This window comes from Salinicoccus sp. HZC-1, from assembly GCF_046736035.1.
Taxonomy (GTDB): Bacteria; Bacillota; Bacilli; order Staphylococcales; family Salinicoccaceae; genus Salinicoccus.
Window position 1 is genome coordinate 836,272 of sequence record NZ_CP177130.1, and the last position, 18,696, is coordinate 854,967.

The 18,696-nt window shown below is 42.6% G+C and carries 17 protein-coding genes and 1 pseudogene; 16 read left to right on the forward strand and 2 right to left on the reverse strand.

What is annotated here, in order from left to right:
* The first annotated feature begins 4 nt into the window (after positions 1 to 4).
* From ACKRAT_RS04160 to phnH, 8 genes are all read left to right on the forward strand, one after another.
* On the forward strand, positions 5 to 1,561 hold the full coding sequence (locus tag ACKRAT_RS04160; protein ID WP_411843840.1) for a class I adenylate-forming enzyme family protein: 1,557 nt from the start codon (positions 5 to 7) through the stop codon (positions 1,559 to 1,561).
* A 1-nt stretch (position 1,562) separates the two neighbouring features.
* Positions 1,563 to 2,357: an enoyl-CoA hydratase/isomerase family protein gene (locus ACKRAT_RS04165; protein WP_411843841.1), complete on the forward strand. Its 795-nt coding sequence runs from the start codon at positions 1,563 to 1,565 to the stop codon at positions 2,355 to 2,357.
* 54 nt (positions 2,358 to 2,411) lie between these two features.
* Positions 2,412 to 3,668: a benzoate/H(+) symporter BenE family transporter gene (locus tag ACKRAT_RS04170; protein ID WP_411843842.1), complete on the forward strand. Its 1,257-nt coding sequence runs from the start codon at positions 2,412 to 2,414 to the stop codon at positions 3,666 to 3,668.
* A gap of 81 nt (positions 3,669 to 3,749) precedes the next feature.
* The gene (locus tag ACKRAT_RS04175) at positions 3,750 to 5,264 is read left to right on the forward strand and encodes an AMP-binding protein (protein ID WP_411843843.1); all 1,515 of its coding nucleotides are present in this window, start codon (positions 3,750 to 3,752) and stop codon (positions 5,262 to 5,264) included.
* Positions 5,265 to 5,291: 27 nt separating this feature from the next.
* Positions 5,292 to 6,062: a helix-turn-helix domain-containing protein gene (locus ACKRAT_RS04180; protein ID WP_411843844.1), complete on the forward strand. Its 771-nt coding sequence runs from the start codon at positions 5,292 to 5,294 to the stop codon at positions 6,060 to 6,062.
* 146 nt (positions 6,063 to 6,208) lie between these two features.
* Entirely contained in the window at positions 6,209 to 6,949 is a 741-nt protein-coding gene (locus ACKRAT_RS04185) for a GntR family transcriptional regulator (RefSeq protein ID WP_411843845.1), read from the forward strand.
* 257 nt (positions 6,950 to 7,206) lie between these two features.
* Positions 7,207 to 7,626, forward strand: a complete 420-nt coding sequence (locus tag ACKRAT_RS04190) for a phosphonate C-P lyase system protein PhnG (protein WP_411843846.1) — start codon at positions 7,207 to 7,209, stop codon at positions 7,624 to 7,626.
* Positions 7,627 to 7,646: 20 nt separating this feature from the next.
* The gene (gene phnH / locus ACKRAT_RS04195) at positions 7,647 to 8,198 is read left to right on the forward strand and encodes a phosphonate C-P lyase system protein PhnH (protein WP_411844411.1); all 552 of its coding nucleotides are present in this window, start codon (positions 7,647 to 7,649) and stop codon (positions 8,196 to 8,198) included.
* Between the two features lie 134 nt (positions 8,199 to 8,332).
* On the opposite strand, the gene ACKRAT_RS04200 is transcribed toward phnH, so the two are convergent.
* The gene (locus ACKRAT_RS04200) at positions 8,333 to 9,586 is read right to left on the reverse strand and encodes a YeeE/YedE family protein (RefSeq protein WP_411843847.1); all 1,254 of its coding nucleotides are present in this window, start codon (positions 9,584 to 9,586) and stop codon (positions 8,333 to 8,335) included.
* A gap of 218 nt (positions 9,587 to 9,804) precedes the next feature.
* Between ACKRAT_RS04200 and ACKRAT_RS04205 the strand changes: the two are divergent.
* The 7 genes and pseudogenes from ACKRAT_RS04205 (at position 9,805) to ACKRAT_RS04235 (ending at position 17,141) form a co-directional block, all read left to right on the forward strand.
* A pseudogene (locus ACKRAT_RS04205) lies at positions 9,805 to 10,590 on the forward strand (SDR family oxidoreductase).
* A gap of 204 nt (positions 10,591 to 10,794) precedes the next feature.
* Entirely contained in the window at positions 10,795 to 12,333 is a 1,539-nt protein-coding gene (locus ACKRAT_RS04210; RefSeq protein ID WP_411843848.1) for a metal ABC transporter solute-binding protein, Zn/Mn family, read from the forward strand.
* A 91-nt stretch (positions 12,334 to 12,424) separates the two neighbouring features.
* Complete coding sequence (locus tag ACKRAT_RS04215; RefSeq protein WP_411843849.1) at positions 12,425 to 12,847, forward strand: Ig-like domain-containing protein; 423 nt, start codon at positions 12,425 to 12,427, stop codon at positions 12,845 to 12,847.
* A 252-nt stretch (positions 12,848 to 13,099) separates the two neighbouring features.
* Positions 13,100 to 14,404, forward strand: a complete 1,305-nt coding sequence (locus tag ACKRAT_RS04220) for an MFS transporter (protein ID WP_411843850.1) — start codon at positions 13,100 to 13,102, stop codon at positions 14,402 to 14,404.
* Positions 14,405 to 14,416: 12 nt separating this feature from the next.
* Complete coding sequence (locus tag ACKRAT_RS04225) at positions 14,417 to 15,361, forward strand: ornithine cyclodeaminase family protein (protein WP_411843851.1); 945 nt, start codon at positions 14,417 to 14,419, stop codon at positions 15,359 to 15,361.
* Between the two features lie 279 nt (positions 15,362 to 15,640).
* Complete coding sequence (locus ACKRAT_RS04230; protein ID WP_411843852.1) at positions 15,641 to 15,949, forward strand: PadR family transcriptional regulator; 309 nt, start codon at positions 15,641 to 15,643, stop codon at positions 15,947 to 15,949.
* 16 nt (positions 15,950 to 15,965) lie between these two features.
* Entirely contained in the window at positions 15,966 to 17,141 is a 1,176-nt protein-coding gene (locus ACKRAT_RS04235) for a chromate transporter (protein WP_411843853.1), read from the forward strand.
* Positions 17,142 to 17,241: 100 nt separating this feature from the next.
* On the opposite strand, the gene ACKRAT_RS04240 is transcribed toward ACKRAT_RS04235, so the two are convergent.
* A complete protein-coding gene (locus ACKRAT_RS04240; RefSeq protein ID WP_411843854.1) occupies positions 17,242 to 17,571 on the reverse strand; it encodes a hypothetical protein in 330 nt (109 codons plus the stop codon).
* 249 nt (positions 17,572 to 17,820) lie between these two features.
* Between ACKRAT_RS04240 and ACKRAT_RS04245 the strand changes: the two genes are divergently transcribed.
* Positions 17,821 to 18,681: a hypothetical protein gene (locus ACKRAT_RS04245; protein ID WP_411843855.1), complete on the forward strand. Its 861-nt coding sequence runs from the start codon at positions 17,821 to 17,823 to the stop codon at positions 18,679 to 18,681.
* Positions 18,682 to 18,696: the final 15 nt, after the last annotated feature.

Below are 18,696 nucleotides of genomic sequence, written 5' to 3' on the forward strand. Positions count from 1 at the left end.
TTAAATGATTTTATCATCTTTATTTGAATTTGCCGTCAATCGACATCCTAATGAGATTGCAATTATTGAAAATAACAAAAAGTATAGTTATAAAGAATTTGATCAATTGACCAACAAACTAGCCTACAGTTTACAAAAGATTGGAATAAGAAAAGGAAATAGAATCGTCACCTTGACAAAAAACCGAATGGAAATGGTGGCGATGTATTGGGCAGCTCAAAAAATTGGTGCTATTTTCACACCCATTAATTTCAGATTATCATCGGAAGAAGTGAGGTATTGTGTTGAGAATGCGGAAGCAACATTGGTTCTTTACGAAAGAGTAAGTGAAGATGCTTTAATGGGGGCGATGAATAAAAAGAACAAACCTATTTTAATCAGTGTTCATAAAGATAAAAAAGCCGATCAAAATTTCGAGTTCTTTATTAATCAGGAAAATGAAAATTTTATAAAACCAAACTTAACTGATGATGATGTTTGTTTGATGCTTTATACATCCGGTACCACTGGTAAACCTAAAGGTGTTCCTCGAACTAATAAAAATGAATATAGTGCAAGCACAGCACATATAATACAGAATGAATATATAACTAAAGAGAGGACATTAGGTATAATGCCTCTTTATCATACAATGGGAATGCGGTCACTTCTTGCTATGACCTTCTTGAATGGAACATTGGTTATGATTCCTGAATTTGAACCCGAAGCAGTTCTTGAAACAATTGAGAAAGAAAAAGTTAGCTGTGTTTATTTAGTGCCAACAATTATTCATGATGTATTAAATCATCACAAATTTAAGGATTATAATCTGTCTTCTCTGAAGAAAGTGGGATATGCAGGAGCGGCAATGACAAAAAAGCTAACAGAAGATGTATACGATAAATTAAATCCGGAAGTTTTTGTAAATCACTATGGTAGTACGGAAGTTTATACTTATACTATTTGTAATTATTTAAATGAAAAACCTGGATGTGCTGGTAGAGCAGGATTTCATCAGTATATAAGAGTTGTTACACCGGATCCAGATGGGAATGTAACCCCGAACGATATTGTATCACAGGGAGAGTCAGGAGAGATTATAGTAAATACAGAATCAATCGAAGCTTTTCAGGGCTATTGGAAACGACCCGAGGCTACAAAAAAAGCTTTGAGAGAGGGTTGGTACTTTACAGGTGATATGGGTGAAATAGACGAAGAGGGAGATCTTTATGTTGTTGGTAGGGTAGACGACATGATTATTTCTGGAGGTGAAAATATCCATCCCTTAGAAGTAGAAGATATTTTAGCAAAACACTCTGATGTACAAGAAGCAGTAGTAGTTGGTGTGAAAAATGAGAGATGGGGAGAAAAAGTGGTAGCATATGTTGTTACTAAGTCAAAAGATTTAACATCTGAAATGCTTGATCAATACTGTAAAAGTGAACCAGGATTATCTAATTTCAAAAGACCGAGACAATATGTATTTGTAGATGAAATCCCGAAAAGCCCGGTAGGAAAAATACTGAGGAATAAGCTAAGAGAACAACAAAACCAATTGATATTCAAAGAAGGAGTGTCTTAAGATGACAGAAATTAATACTCAAAAATGGGATCATATACAAGTAGAAAGAGATGAAGAAACGCAGGCAGCAACCATAATTTTAGATAGACCAGAAAAGATGAATGCTTTAAGTTATCAGGGAAGGGCTCATTTGAAAGAAATATTCTTCGAATTAAATAAGGATGAGAAAATTAGAGTAATTGTTATTAAAGGTGCTGGAGAAAAAGCTTTTACTGCCGGTGGTACGATACAAGAATTTATGGAACGATCCCCTGAAGAACTTTCACTTTTACATGAAAATGTAGCTGCACCTGAATTGTCTCCAAAACCTGTAATTGCTCAATTACAAGGATATACTTTCGGAGTAGGTTTAGAAATTGCAATGGCCTGTGATTTTAGAGTTGCTGCAGATAATACGAGAATGGCCCTTCCTGAAATGAATTTAGGAATGATACCAGGTAGTGGCGGTACACAGAGAATAGCAAAAATTGTTGGTGTGGGTAGGGCTAAAGATATGATCATGCGTGCTAGACACATAAAGGCTCAGGAAGCATTTCAATGGGGTTTATTAACAGAGATTGTTCCTCCCGAGGAACTTGAGAACAAAGTGGATGATTTGATTGAAGAACTGGTCAAATTTTCTCCTGTGGCACAACGAGTAGCGAAGCGAGTATTAAATAGTTCACAGGATACACCCTTAAGTTCTGGATTAGAACTAGAAGGATATGCTTATGGTTTGTTAAGAAGTACCCATGACTTTAAAGAAGGTGTAGATGCTTTTTATGGGAAAAGAAAACCCGAATTTAAAGGCTGCTAAAAAACGTAGGATAAAAAACAATTAAGGTCTTTTAAAAGAAAGGGGATCGGGTGAATGAAATTAAGAGAAGCGCTCAATATCAAGACAATTAGTGCTGGTGTTTTAGCGGCAATTTTTGGTTGTACTGGTCCAGCTCTTATAGTAATTGGTGGTGCTCAAAACGGCGGATTAACGCAAGTGGAAACAATATCTTGGCTATTCGCAATATACTTTTTTGGAGGGATATTAGGGGTTTTCTTATCAATAAGGTATCGTCAACCAATTGCAGGTGCATATTCTATACCTGCAGCAGTTCTTGTTGCAGGTGCACTTACTACTAATACATTAAGTGAGGCTTCCGGAGCTTATTTAATCGCAGGTATAATAGTTTTATTACTAGGAATCAGTGGAATGATAGGTAAAGTTATGCGTTGGATCCCAGGACCAATTGTGATGGCAATGATAGTTGGAGCGATGATATCATTTGGAACTGATATGATACTATCTATAGAGGAAGCGCCTTTAATCGCAGGGACGGCGGTTGTTCTCTATTTACTATCAACTGCTTTGACCAAAAAAGTTCCGGCAATTTTACCCGCTTTTATTGGGACAATGGTAATAGCATTGGCTATGGGACAATTCTCTCTGTCCGGAATGGAACCAGCTCTAGTTATGCCTCAGTTGGTTATGCCGACCTTTAGTTTTGAGGCGATAATTTCCATCTCTATCCCATTGGCTCTATTAGTAATAGGTGCTGAAAATGCTCAGGCAACTGGTGTGTTAATATCTCAAGGATACAAACCACCAATCAATATGATGACCATTTTAAGTGGTGTTGGTGGAATATTGGCGTCGTTATTTGGTGGTCATAATGCCAATATTGCAGGACCTATGACTGCAATTTGTGCTTCAGAAGAAGCGGGAGAAGACAAGGAAAAAAGATATGGATCTGTTATAATAAATGGAACATTATTTATATTATTTGGAATATTTGCCGGGATAGCAGTTCCTTTTGTCACAGCAATGCCCGGAACACTTGTAGGAACAATTGCAGGATTAGCTATGATTGGTGTACTTCTCAGTTCCCTACAATCAGCATTCTCCGAACCAAAATTTCAAGTGGGTGCTTTCTTCGCATTAATTATCGGAATATCCGGAATTTCCTTTTTCGGTATTAGTGCACCCTTTTGGTCACTTTTAGGTGGAGTAGCTGTATCATTAGTAATTGAACAAAAAGATTTCAAAGATACAGCAGTTAATGAAGGGGGTGACAAAATAAAAATTATAGAAAAAGAGACACCAAAAATTGAAAGCGTATCCACTATAGAATAGACAATAAACGGATTGAGTATTATAATAGGAGCATTCTTATTGAAGAGCTCCTATTTCTATTTTATGAAGGAGAGAATACGATTGCATCTTACAGATATGTATAATAATACTCTATCACGTTCACCCAAAAATTTTGCAGTCTTATATGACGGTGAATTTTACAGTTATGAATATATTGATAATAAAGCTGAAAAATTGGCAATTTCACTAAGCAACCTTGGCATCGGAAAACAAGATAGAATTATGGTTATGTTAAAAAACTGTATTGAAAATATAATTATTTTTTGGGCAACCCAAAAGATTAATGCTGTATATGTTCCAATTAATATAGATATGTCTTCTGAGTACATAAAATATTGTCTTGATGATGTCGAAGCTAAAGTTTTATTCCTTAAAGATGCAAATAATAATATTATAAAAGATTTAGAAACGATTAATGAACTTATTATAATTAGTACACTTGGTGAAGCAGATTTCTCTTTTGCAGAAATGATAAAAAACGGTAATGGGAATTTAAATGAAATTAGTAAAGACGATGAGAATTTGGCAATTATACTTTATACATCAGGGACATCTGGACGTCCAAAAGGTGTCCCTCGCACTCACAAAAATGAATATGCTTCTACAATTGCACATATTATACAAAATACTTATAAAAGGGGAGATAGTACAATCGGTGCTGTACAACTTTATCATACTATGGGAATGAGGGCCTTTTTAAGTATGGCGTTTCTTAGTGGTTGTTACTTTGTACATACTGAATATGATGCAGAAGATATTCTAAAAGAAATACAAGATTATAAAATAACAACATTATTTTTGACCCCTACTCAAATTCATGATCTTTTGGCAATATCGAATAGGTATTATGATGTATCTTCAATTCGAGTGATTTCTTATGCTGGTGCACCAATGAGCACTAATTTAATCGAGAGATGTGAAAATTATTTTCAACCCCGAGAATTTATAAATCATTATGGAAGCACTGAAATATATACTATTAGTACATCTGACAAAATCAGAGACAATCCTTTGAGTGCCGGAAATTCTGGGCTTCATAGTGAAATCAAAATAATTCCAATTAACGGGGAATATCATATTGATTCCAAAAGCAAAAAAGAAGTTGGAGAGATTACAGTAAGCTTGAATTCAGATGAAGCTTTCAAAGGTTACTGGAATCGTCCAGATGAGACTGCTAAAGTAATTAAGAACGGCTGGTATCATACGGGGGATATTGGTAGGACACTAAAAAGCGGTGAATTAGTTGTAGTAGGAAGATTGGATGAAATGATTCTTTCAAATGGAGAAAATATACATCCACATCAGATAGAGCAAATTCTTAATGATCATCCATCTGTAGTTGAATCGGTAGTAGTAGGTGAGACAGATGAAAGGCTCGGAGAAATGATATCTGCTTACATAGTTTCTAAAGATGATACTATTAATTTTCTGGATTTAGATTCCTATTGTAAAACTTCAAATTTGTCTACTCACCTGAGACCAAGAAAGTATACTTTTTTGGATGAGTTACCATTAAATAAAAAAGGAAAAGTGGATAGAAAATTACTGCAATCTGCTATATTCAATGAAACTTAAAAGAGGATAGAAAAGAGGCTACTCTTTATGAGTATACTGATCATTGATGATGATTTTGAAAGTAGTGTAAAAATTAAAGAAATTCTTAAGCAATCTAGACATTCAGATATTAAAATCTTAGAAGCAAATAATGCAGCTGATGGCTTAAAAATAGCAAAGGAAAACCGGCCATTTATTGTTGTAACAGAGCTTTCATTAAAAGATTTCAATGGAATAGAAGTTGGCAAAAAAATATTATCTGAATCCAATGCTACTTTTATCATTGCCATATCCCAGTTGAAAATGTTTGAACTAGTACAACAAGCTATAAATAATGGTTTTTCAGGTTTTTATTTGAAACCTGTGGTAAAGAATGAATTTTTAACTACTATAGACAGATTAATTTTATCGAACCCAATAATAAATAAACAAGAAGCTTCATTTATATTATCAGATAATAAAAGCGGAGAATTTGAAGCCGATATGTCAAAACCGATAAAAACAGCGATTGAATACATTCATTTGAATTATTTTGAAGTTATTAATTTAAAGGATATTGCAGAAAAAGTATATTTAAGTCCATCTCATTTCAGTAGAATGTTTAAAGAAGTTACCGATACTAATTTCATTGAATTTTTAACTCAAGTAAGAATTGAGAAATCGAAATACTTTCTTAAATCAACTGCGATGCCTATCGAGGTCATTGCTCATAATATTGGCTTTTCGAGTGCAACATATTTCGCTACAACGTTTAAAAAATCACAGGGCAAAACCCCTAGAGAATACAGAAGTCTATACATGAAACTCGATTCAAATTAAAGAAGGATATTTTCTAGCACAGTATTATACATTTTATATTGATTATTATACGCAAATATTTTTGGATTATTATATTTTATTCTATATACGGAACCATATATTGTATATTGTAAGCGTATCTATCTACTCTTGGAGGCTCAATCAAAGTGAACCAAAATGATTTTAATGTTTCCAATGAAAGTATTATCAGGAATGCCATTCAGGAAATGATTTTGAATAATGAACTGAAGTCCGGTGATAAACTGCCGAGTGAAAATGCACTGGCGGATGAATATAAAGTGAAGCGGATCGTTGTAAGGAATGCTTTGGTGCAGATGGAGAAGATGGGGATTTTAGGCAGCAGGCAGGGTGTCGGGCGTTTTATTAAAGAGAAGCTTCCGATCATTGAACTGGACATGTCGGGGAAGCGGAGCTTTTCCGATAAGATGAAGGAACAGGGTGTCTCATATGAAAGCAGGGTCATCTTTGCCGGTTATGCAACAAGCAGAGAACAGGAGAAATACCGGGAGGTGCTCGGCGTCGATGCCGGAATTGCGATATATAAAGTGGCGCGGCTGCGTATTGTCAATCATGTGCCGAGTGCCATACACGTTTCATTTATAAGGGAAGATGTGGTGCCGGATATTGATCAAGAGACCGATCAGCTCGCCTCCGTTTTCAATTACTACAGGAACAACGGTATTACCAATTTGAAGTCGACGGATACACAGATCCATACGGCCTTCCCCACATTGGCCGAACAGCGGAATCTGGAATGTCATGAACTGGTGCCGCTCATCGCCTATGAATCACAGACGGTGGATGAAGATACGAATAATATAATAGAACAGACCCGGATCCTGTACCGGAGTGATTTATTCAAGCATTCACTGGGATCGGTGAACTGAAGAGCGGCTGAAGAGCCGTTCTTTTTAGTTTAACAGTCATTGAAAGGAAGATTGAATGACCGTTGGGCGTTTAACAGTCATTGAAAAGGGAGTTGGATGACCGTTAAAAGGTAAAAACAACAGAATGACAATTTCCGGGGATGACTTTTTGGTCATCCTCTTTTTTATACGCTCAACACTTCTTTAACAAACTTTACAGAACCTTTAAGTTCACCCGCTTGGCAACAAGTTAGAGTGTAGTTAAGGAGGTTGAGTTGATGAATAAGAAACGGTGGACGGCTTTGATTATAAAATTCGGCAGAGACGAAGCGATACAGTTTTTCGTTACATACCGGCGGACGGTGCCTTTTGACATCATTTCGGAACCGAGTGAGGGGCTGACGATGATCAAGGTGCGCGAGCATGCGAAGAACAGCCTGTTCTACATCGGCGAGGTGCTGGTGACGGAAACGAAAATCAGGCAGGGACAGACGATCGGTCTTGGTGTTGTGAAAGGGAGTGACGAGGCGCTCAGCATGGCGGTCGGTTTTATCGACCTCTGCTTCAGCCTTGAGGTATTGAGCGAGGAACTCACAGACATTCTGGATGCTTTGGAAATAAAGGAACAGACATATATTGAACATCGGACGAAAGAGATTTTAAAGACTAAAGTCGATTTCGACATGATGACGGAATAGGGGGACGGCAAGTGACTACGATGGTTCATAATACACAAAAGCACTACCGGGAGCTGGTGGATCTGTTCAGCAGACCGGGGGAGATACGGATTTCAACTTTCGATACACCGAATTTCACCGGATTTTCGGATGCGGTTCTGGCGACGGTTTTAACACTGTTCGACAATGAGATTGCTTTCTATGCCAATGACAAAAAGGATTGTGATGAGTTACAGACGCTGACGGGCGGCCAGTGCCACGGCGACCTCGCAGAAATCGATTACGCGGTGGTAAAGGCGGACGAACTGACGGAAGGACTATTTGAAAACGTAAAGGCCGGCACGCTGGCTTCTCCTGAAAATTCGGCAACGCTGATCATTGAAGTGGTGTCGATTGGTGAAGGGCACAGATATGCGCTGAAAGGTCCGGGCATCAAAGCGGAAAACATTTTGGAAATGACGCTCGACCCGAAATGGATGAAGATGAGAACTGAACGGTGCAAAGAATTTCCGCTTGGCATCGATCTGATTCTGATCGACCGGCACAATCAGATGACGGTCACTCCGAGAACGATTTTAGCGGAGGTGATGTAGATGGGTTATGTTGCGGTAAGGGGCGGTATCTGTGCTATCAAATGGATTTTGTGGCAACGGATGGATACGCGACGTCCGGCAGACAACAAAAAACGGCCAACGGGAATTTCCCGTTGGCCGCTCCCGTTATATCTTTAGCACACTGAGTCGTTCGACTTCGGTACGGATAATCCGAATAGGGGACGCAGATACAATGCGAGGAATGTTCCGCCGATTGCCATGATGCCCCAGATGTATCCGTGGAGACTGAATGATGCGATGCCGCCGAAGTATGCACCGATGTTACATCCGAATGCAAGGCGTGCGCCGTAACCCATCAACAGTCCGCCGATGACGGATGCAAAGAAGTTGCCTGTAGTGATTTTCGTGAACTTGAACAGTCCGCCTGCTGCGGATGCAATGAATGCACCAAGAATCACACCGAAGTTAAGCACTGTTGTGGAGTCTGCGAATATTGAAGACTGGAGGGCAGTTGCCGCTTCTCCCTGCCAATATCCCCAGCTTGCCACATCGACACCGAAGAACTGTGCCACTTTTGAGCCCCACAGCGCGAAAGCGGAAGTGATGCCCCATGGCTGACCGCGTGTCATCAGTGTGAGTGCATTCAATACCGCGAGTGCGATTGCTGCTGCGAACAGCGGCCATGAGCCTCTGAATATTCTCTTCCAGCCCTGTGCGGTCGGCAGCGGTGCAACTTTCGGTGATTTCCTTTTTCTCTCGACTACAATGGTAATCCATGCAATCAGTCCGAACAGCAAGAGGGATACGATCCAGGCACCGCCGTATCCGAGTCCTGTGGAAGTCGCGAGTGAAACAGGTTCTGCTGACGGCAGATCTTCCGTCCAGAACGGCAGGTGATAGGCACCGACCGTTGTGCCGACGATGAAGAATAACAGCGTGATGAACATGACTGTCCGGCCGCCGCCGATGGCATAGAGTGTACCGGAGGCACACCCGCCGCCGAGCTGCATGCCGATTCCGAAGATGAACGCACCGACGAGCAGGCTGACGCCGACCGGTGATACGTATCCGGCAACATCTTCACCGAAGAATGAAAGGCCGAATGCCAAAATTGGTGCAAACAACGTCACTGCGACTGCAAGCATCAGCATATGGGCACGCATAGCCTGTCCGTTGCCGACCGACATCATCCGTCTGAATGCGGACGTGAATCCGAATCTGGCGTGGAATAAAGTGTGTCCGAGCAATAGTCCGAGTATTAACAGGACCGGCTGGATCACCGACTGCGTTACTGCTAAATATATGAATAAAACGAGGCTGACAAGAACACCGCCGCCGATCAGAAACTTCTGTGGATCATTCAGAGCCAGAGAAGACCGTTCGACAGGATCCTTCACCTCATTTACAGGTTGTACTTTAACATTCATTTTTAACCGTCCTTTTTCCTTATTAGATTAGTAGGGATTATAATATTATAGTTTTTCACTATGGATATGTCAAAAAAATGATTTATGAATGATGTGCCGTACAGAGGGCATCGGTTTTTATTTGCAGCAGATCATCCTTTTCTCCGGTCGATAGTGCCGTTTAGATTTCCTGTGAAAAGGAAGATATGAATGTATTGAAAAATATTGGAGGAGTGATCATGTTGGGTAGACTGGACAATCATGTCATTTTGATTACAGGTGCCGGATCGGGACTCGGTCAGGCGGCAGCGGTCAAGGCGGCGGAAGAGGGCGCAAAGCTTTCGCTTGTGGATATCAGCGTGGAAGGGCTGTAGGAAACGAAGAAGAAAGTCGCTGAAGTTTCCCACGATGTCGAAGTGCATCTGATTACAGCGGATGTTTCAAATCAGCAGCAGGTTAAAAACTACGTGGATGAGACCGTTGAAAGATTTGTCCGTATAGACGGTTTCTTCAACAATGCCGGCATTGAGGGGAAACAGAACCTGACCCAGGATTACGGCATAGATGAATTTGAAAAGGTCATCGGCATCAACTTGAACGGTGTATTCTACGGCATGAAATATGTGCTGGAAGTCATGAAGGAACAGGGTTCCGGATCGATTGTCAATACAGCTTCCGTCGGGGGCATCCGCGGCGTAGGCAACCAATCCGGATATTCTGCAAGCAAGCACGGTGTCGTCGGCCTGACACGAAACTCCGGTGTGGAATACGGGGAATTCGGCATCAACATCAATGCCATTGCACCGGGTGCCATCATGACTGTGATGGTGGAAGGCTCACTCAAGCAGATGGGCGGCGAAAACTGGGAGGAAGCCGGCAAGGAATTCGTCAGCGTCAACCCGATGAAGCGCTTCGGGGAACCGGAAGAAGTGGGGAACCTTGTAACATTCCTGCTGTCCAATGAATCGACATTCATCAACGCAGCCGTGATCCCGATTGACGGCGGACAATCCTATAAATATTAACTGCAATAGTCTAAGGCATCTCCCTTGCGGGAGATGTTTTTTATTTGCGGTTCCATAATGTCCTGAAAGTGTGTTATCCGGCAATTGCAAACTCACAATGTCCGGTAAAAATTTTAAAGATTGAAAGCTCTTCTTGCAAAACGTAATGATTACGATTATAATTTTAAAGCGTAATGACTACGATTTAAGAAATGGGAGGATTTTATGTACAAGAAGCGTTTATGGTTTTTATTGGCACCGATGGTTTTTGTTCTTGCGGCATGCAGTACGGCACAGACGGATGAAGGCGGGCAGCAGGATAAACTGGAAGTCAATACGACGGTATTTGCACTCGAAAGCATCACCGGACAGATTGCGGGCGACAATGCCGAAGTGAAGTCAATCTACCCGAATGGGGCGGATATACATACTTTCGAGCCGACTCAAAAAGATATGATGGAGTATGCGGAGGGAGACCTGTTTATTACGACGAATAAAGAACTCGACGCTGTGTCGGGGAAAATTTCAGATGTTGTAAAAGATGAAACCGAAGTATTGGAAGCGGCCGGGCATACAGAAAATCTGCGTGAAGATGCCCATTCACATGATCACGGCCACGGTCATGACCATAGTCATGGAGAGCTGGACCCCCATGTCTGGATCGATCCGGTCCACACGATCGGTATGGCGGAATCGATCAAAGAGAAATTAAGTGAAATCGATCCGGATAACGCTGCGGCGTACGAGGAGAACTTTAAAAAGGTGGAGTCGGACCTTACAGAATTGGATGAGGAATTAAAAGCGGTCACGGCAGATTCCAAAGTGGATACCGTCTATATCTCGCATGAATCCATCGGCTATCTGGCGGATCGATACGGATTCCACCAGCATGGTGTCTCAGGGATGAACAACGAGGAACCGACGCAGCAGGAAGTGATTGAAATGATCGAAGGTCTGACATCGGATGGTTCGAAATACATTCTGGTTGAACAGAATGTTTCTTCCAGAGTCACCGATATCATAAAGGACGCCGGCGGGCTGGAACTGCTCGAATTCCACAATCTGTCCGTACTGACGGATGAAGATGATCCGGACACGGATTACCAGACATTGATGCGAAACAATATTGAAGTTCTGGGTAAGGCGATGAATGACTACAGCAGTGAAGAAGCAAAAAAGAATGAAAATGGACAACCGGAAGCACACGACCACTCGGCAGATGAAGATGTGTACAATGGCTATTTTGATGATGGGGATGTGAAAGACCGTTCCCTGTCCGACTGGGAAGGGGAATGGCAGTCTGTATACCCGTACCTTGAAGATGGCACACTGGGTCCCGTATTCGAACATAAGGCGGAAGACGGGGAGATGACTCAGGCTGAGTATAAAGAATACTACACGACGGGGTATCGGACGGATGTGGAAAAGATCGATATCTCAAATGGGAAAATGACTTTCCATCAAAACGGTGAAACAGTCACAGGTGAATATGTCTATGACGGTTATGAAATCCTTGAGTATGAAGCGGGCAACAGGGGCGTGAGGTATTTATTCTCATTGAAGGATTCAGGGAATGAAAGTTCCGGACTGCCGCGCCACGTCCAGTTCAGTGACCATGGCATCAGCCCGACGGAAAGCAGCCATTTCCACATTTACATGGGGAATGACACTGAAAAATTGCTCAGGGAGATGGACCATTGGCCGACCTATTATCCGGATGAAATGAGCGGGGATGAGATAAAAGAGGAAATGCTCCATCACTAAAATAAGCCGGCACATAATCCTTTGACTTTGGACCTGCAGGGGTTCATTCTGTGGTTTACTCTTAATATTATAAAAGGAGCTGTTTATTTTGATGGATCAAAATAACACGGAACAGGTAAGTATCGTGAATATCGCCATGGTTGCGGTCGGCATACTCGTCGCGGCTGTCTCGGTGCTCACGGGCACGAATATGGCACAGGCGGAGGATGATGAAAGTGGCCAGACAGAAAGCGTGACGGAATCACTTGCCACAGAAACGCAGGCCATCTACATCGATGCCAATGTCCTGAGTGATTATGCATCGGAAACAACGAAAGTAACCGGGGAAACGGTGCCGGATGCAGAAGTGACTGTCACTTATCCCGGGGATGAAACGTTCACAGCAAAAGCGGATAAAAACGGTGAATTCATCCTGGAATCACTTCAGGCGCTGGAAGACGGTGATGAAGTACAGGTATCATCCGATAAAGACGGCCAGACGTTTGAGATATTCTTCAATTACAAGAACAGTTAAAAGACAGTTAATAAATTACATTTAAAAATATTTTATAAAAATAATGAAATCATTTGACTTTGATAAGAAATGCAGATAAAGTAGCGGTACAGTAGATATATGTGAATATGAGTGCCGGGTGAGGGTTCAGTCCTTCATCCGGCATTTATTATGCCCATTTTTAATGGTGGAATTATACTCTTAATATTAGTTGACAGACTATTCGGATAAATATAATATTGAAATGAATTTAAGGGGAAAAGGGGTAAATACATGGACAAAAAATTACGCAGAAAAGTATTGGTGGCGAGTCTGATCGGCTCATCCATCGAATGGTTTGATTTCTTTCTTTATGCCGCAGTGGCAACGATTGTCTTCAACAGCCAGTTCTTTGTAACGGATGATCCGGTCGTCTCTACATTGCTTGCCTATTTCGGTCTGGCACTTTCATTCTTCATCCGGCCGTTCGGCGGGGTCATCTTCGGCCATATCGGGGATCGGGTGGGGCGCAAGAAGACGCTGATCATTACACTGAGCCTGATGGGGATTGCGACAGCGTGTATCGGCCTTCTGCCTACATACGGACAAATCGGCATCGCGGCACCGATCCTTCTGATGTTCCTGAGACTGATCCAGGGGCTCGGCATCGGAGGAGAATGGGGCGGTGCGCTGCTGCTTGCGACGGAATATGCACCGAAGGAACAGCGCGGCTTCTTCGGCAGTGTGCCGCAGATGGGGATCACGATCGGCCTGGTGCTCGCCTATACGAGTTTCTTCATACTGACTGGATTGCTTTCGCCTGAAGCATTTGCCGCCTGGGGATGGCGTGTACCGTTCATACTGAGTTTATTCCTTGTGGGATTCGGACTCTGGATCCGTAAGGATCTGGACGAGACTCCGGCCTTCCAGGAAACGAAAAAGACGCAGACCGTACAGAAGGTGCCGCTGATCGAAACATTCAAACGCCATCCGAAAGAAGTGCTGATCACTTCATGTGCGAAGTTTGTTGAAACGGGTCCTTTCTATATATTCACGACATTCATCGTCGGTTATGGAACGAGCCAGCTGGATGTTTCATTCGAGTTCATGATGATTGCCATCGTCATTGCTGCAGTGCTGACGACTATCATGATACCGATCATGGGCAGCCTGTCCGATAAAGTGGGCCGGCGCAGAATGTTCCTGATCGGCTCGTCAGCCATGCTGCTTTACGCGTTTCCGTACTTCCTGATCGTCAATACGCACCAGCCGGCGCTTGTGATCATCGCAACGCTGATCGGTCTGACGGTCATCTGGCCGCCGATTACTGCGGTGCTCGGAACGATGTTCTCCGAAGCATTCAGCAAGGAAGTCAGATATACTGGAGTGACGATCGGATACCAGATCGGGGCAGCGCTCGCAGGAGGATCTGCACCGCTGATTGCCCAGTATCTGATGAATGCGTTCGATGGTTCAAGCGTGCCGGTGTCCCTTTATATCATTTTTACAGCCGTCGTATCCATGACTGCCGTATGGGCGGTAAAAGGGGTGCAGGCCCAGGATCTGGAGTACCAGCAAACGCAGGAAGCAAAAGCATAAAAGGAGACCGTTATGATTACTCTTACAGATGAACAGATTCAGGAAAAATATTTGATTGATCACGCGATAGAAGATGTGAAAAACATTTTGGAAGATCTCAGGAATGATGCCATCGTGCAGTCCGTCAGAACGGTACTGCCGGTGGATGACGAAAGTTCCATGCTTTACATGCCGTGCATCAGCAAGGCATCGAAGACGTCCATCATCAAGACGGTATCGATCTTCCCGGTGAATAAAGACCTGCCGACCACGCAGGGGAACATACTGGTGACGGATCTTGCCGACGGGCAGCACAAGGCAAGCATGGATGCATCGTATCTGACACGTCTCAGGACAGGCGCGATGACTGCCATCGCCACGGATAAATTGGCACGGAAAGAGTCGAGAGTGCTGGGCGTCATCGGCACCGGCAACATGGCATTCGAGCAGGTGCTCGGTGTAATGGAAGTCCGGGATATTGAAAAGGTGATCCTGTTCAACAGGACGGCGGGGAAGGCACATGCATTTGCCGACCGGCTGAAGGCGTTCGGAGTGGATGCGGCATTTGAAGTGGCGGAAGATGTATCTGAAGTGGTCGCTGCATCGGACATCATCAACTGTGCAACACAGTCGGCTGAACCCGTTTTCGACGGAAGAGATTTGAGAGCCGGCGTGCATGTGAACGGGGTCGGATCATTCAAACCCTCCATGCGGGAAATGGACAATGAAACGATTGCGAAAGCGAATAAAATCTATGTCGATGACCTCGAAGCCATCGAGGAAGAAGCGGGCGAACTGATGCATGCCGTGGAGAGCGGCATCATCACTTGGGAAGATATCCAGGGCTCCCTGGTCGATATATTCGATGGAGATTATTTGAGGACGGATGACGCAGAGATTACACTATACAAATGCGTCGGTGCAGGATACTTCGACCTGGCAGTCGCAGGCGGTGTCATGAGGATGTTTAGCGAATAGAGATATTATATATTGGAAGAGGATGCAGAACCGCTGTGGGCGGTTTTGCATTTTTCTTTTGAGGAGGAACGGAGAGGAAAAAATAAAGAGAATGAGCTGGAGGAATCTCCTTGGAAAGACACTTCATTCAAAGGACTGATTGCATATATGGGTTCAATGTTGTTCAAATCGTATTGTTAAGATTTCGTAAAGATGTTATTTGAAGACCATTTTCATGTTATATTCGTGATATCGAAAACCAATATTGAATTTCGATATCAAATCGAGGGAGGAGATTCATTGGAAGACAAAGTACTGAGAAAACTCTTTTTGGGTTTCATACATATTCACATACTCCACCATGCAAAGGAACATCCGGTATACGGCACCTGGATGGTGGAGGAATTGAAGGAACACGGCTACAGTATCAGCGCGGGCACGCTCTATCCGATTCTTCATACGATGGAATCGGATGGACTTTTGACTAGAGAGGACAGGAATGTTGAAGGAAAAATACGAAAGTATTATTCGATTACCGAAAAGGGGAAGGACATTCTCGAGGAAGCACGAAACAAAGCGTACGAACTGTTTAAGGAAATCAAAGACTGAATTACAGGAGATGACAATGGAAAAAATAAAAAATCTGTTAGAAATATTAATGGTATCAACACGTCTGGGCCTATCGTCATTCGGCGGGCCGACGGCGCATCTGGGTTATTTCCATGAGGAATACGTCCGCAGAAAGAAATGGATGGATGAGAAGAGCTACGCAGATCTCGTGGCGCTCGCCCAGTTCCTGCCGGGACCGGCGAGCAGTCAGGTCGGCATGGGCGTTGGTCTCATGCGCGGTGGTGTGCTTGGCGGATTGGCTTCATTTATCGGGTTTACACTGCCGTCGGTCATCGTACTGATTGCATTCGCACTGCTGTTGACGACTTATGATGTCGCGGATGCCGGATGGATCCGCGGTTTGAAAATCGTCGCTGTGGCGGTCGTCGCCCATGCGGTGATGGGAATGGCCAAAAAGCTGGCACCGGATTTGAAGCGCAAAGCGATTGTGCTGCTGGCGCTTATCGGCACACTGATGTGGCAGACGGCATTCACCCAGGTCGGTGTGATTCTGATCGCCGCGCTCATCGGATTCCTGATTTATAGAGACCAGGCGGATACTGATGATGCGGAAACACGGTTTCCAATCTCGAAAAAGATCGCATCATTATGCCTGGTATTGTTTTTCGCATTACTGTTTCTGCTGCCGGTGATAAAAGAGGTGACCGGTTCTTATTGGATTGCGGTTTTCGACAGTTTCTACCGCTCGGGTTCACTGGTGTTTGGCGGCGGCCATGTCGTTTTGCCTCTGCTTGAGCAGGAACTGGTGCCGAATGGCTGGATCACTCAGGAAGAATTCCTGGCAGGCTATGGTGCCACCCAGGCGGTGCCGGGGCCTTTATTCACCTTTGCCGCCTATCTGGGCGCAGTGATGAACGGCTGGTTCGGCGGGCTGTTTGCGACATTCGCAATCTTCCTGCCTGCATTCCTGCTGATTGTCGGAGCGCTGCCGTTTTGGGACAGCCTCCGCAACAACAGGAAAGTCAAAGGAGCGATCATGGGTGTAAATGCAGCGGTAGTGGGAATTTTAATCTCAGCTTTTTACACTCCGATCTGGACAAGTTCGATTGTAGAACCTATCGACTTTGCATTGGCCGCGGTATTGTTCAGCATGCTGGCATTCTGGAAATTGCCGCCCTGGATCGTCGTGGTGACGGGCGCAATCGGTGGTATGCTGATTTCATTGATATAGAGAAGACCGGGACAGGAATGAATATAAGATTCCGTTCCGGTGTTTCTTTTTTTAACAGGATCATATAAGACAGATTTAAAAGAGATGTAGTCCTGCATGATTATGATCTTTGTTTTACGTTTTCCTGTTTCTCAGTCAGTTGTTTGATTAAATCCAGATTCAGAACAAAGAAAGCAATCCAAAATTCGGCTGAAGTGATATTTAAACCGGCATGGGAATCTCCGCCTAAAAGGTTCAGTGTCAGTACAGCTGAAATAATATAAACGGACATGAATATTTTTCTTGGGACACCATCATTTTTAGTTTCGTGGTCACCCGGTGCAATATACGAGGAACAGAGTAATAAACCAAGTAATGAAAGTATAATGAAAAACTGGGTTGTAGCAGTAGCGAATGGTATTTGTGAAAATTGATCCAGTACAAGCGCCATTGTTAATAATACGAATTTTAGGATATCGAGCACTAACAGCGGTTTGATATTATCTCTCCTTTTTCATTTATTACTGTAAATATAGCCATTAATTTAGTGAGGACAAAAATATATAGAGTACGGATAATTTTATCATAATGAAAAATAAAAATGGATAGCAGGAGCCTTTTATTGTTTTTCCAATATTATATTGAGGTGTAAATTTTTTACTGCTATACTCAATATATAAATGAATAGGGGGTTTTAAAGGTGAAATGTCCAAATTGTAGTGTTGAAATTTTTCCGGAAGATAAATTTTGTGGTGAATGTGGTGAAAAAGTCGACGACTTCACTGAAAATGGTTCATTGAACAATATGAACACAGAACCAAATGATTTACATAATTCAAGTGATTTTGATGTTTCAAATAATGAAACTGCTCACTCTCAAAAGACAACAGCGGGGGCAGCAGAAATTTCTTCATTGAGTGACAGCAAAAACGTAAATAGTTACATAAACAGCGGGATGGAGATGTTCAAAGAATCATTCAAATCTCCAGGAAGATTCATAGGATCTAAAGATTATTTCCCGCCAGCACTTACTGTAACTGTTGTTGCATTGCTGATCCTTCTATTCAGTATCCTTACTTTTATTTTTGCGCGCTCATCAACAGCAAGCGTTACGAGCTTTTACGGTGAAGAAATAATACCTGGTTCAGCACTATTCCAACTATTTATATATACTTCATTACTCTTCGTATTGTTTTTCGGTATCCTTCTTGTTTTGAACTTACTGGTTATTAGAAATTCTGTTCCATGGCAAAAAACGCTTAATGATTATGCAGTTTCAAGTATAGTCGTAATATCTTTTTACATACTCGGCATACTTTTGGAAATGATTCGACTATATGAAATAGGAGCTGTCTTCCTGGCAATCGGTGGATTATTATTTGCATTTGCACCCCTCTATATTTTCCTTAGGTATGCAGAGAATAATAATACAAAATTTGATAGTTTCTATTCCCTGGTCCTCTATATTGTCCTTTGTGCAATCGGTTATTACATTGTTATCCGTATAATAATTGCTCAGATTGCAGATAGTGCACTGGGAAATTTGCTTAATACATTTTAATTTGGAGCGGTGATA